1 protein-coding gene is annotated in these 293 nt (G+C 38.9%); it reads left to right on the top strand.

All coding sequences use genetic code 11. The annotated features are described in order from the left end of the window. Positions 1-293, top strand: a 293-nt coding sequence (locus FOT98_RS30485) for a hypothetical protein (protein WP_144291231.1), incomplete at both ends; no start/stop codon positions are given.

Here is a 293-nt window from a genome sequence, read left to right as displayed (position 1 = left end):
TTCATGAAGCAATTCCCTGCAGATGTACCACAACAAGAAAAAGAGGCTGCATGGAACAAACACTTGAGTCAAAAAGTGCAAGGATTTAAAAATCATGCGCAGAAAGCTGCCGAACAAGCAGGGATTGTGCAACAAAAAGATGGGACTAGCTATGCCAATAAGGAAGCTTTTGCTTCTCAGCTATCGCAACAATTGCAAAACAATCCAAATATAAATGCAATGGGTGTATCTAGTGTATCTGGCATTCAAAAAGCGGTAAATGGTGTAAAAACACATAGTTTAGCAAATGGATA

Source organism: Bacillus sp. HY001 (assembly GCF_007558965.1).
Classification (GTDB): domain Bacteria; phylum Bacillota; class Bacilli; order Bacillales; family Bacillaceae_G; genus Bacillus_A; species Bacillus_A mobilis.
The sequence above is the reverse complement of the archived record's forward strand: the minus strand, read 5'-3'. Positions and strand labels throughout refer to the sequence as shown.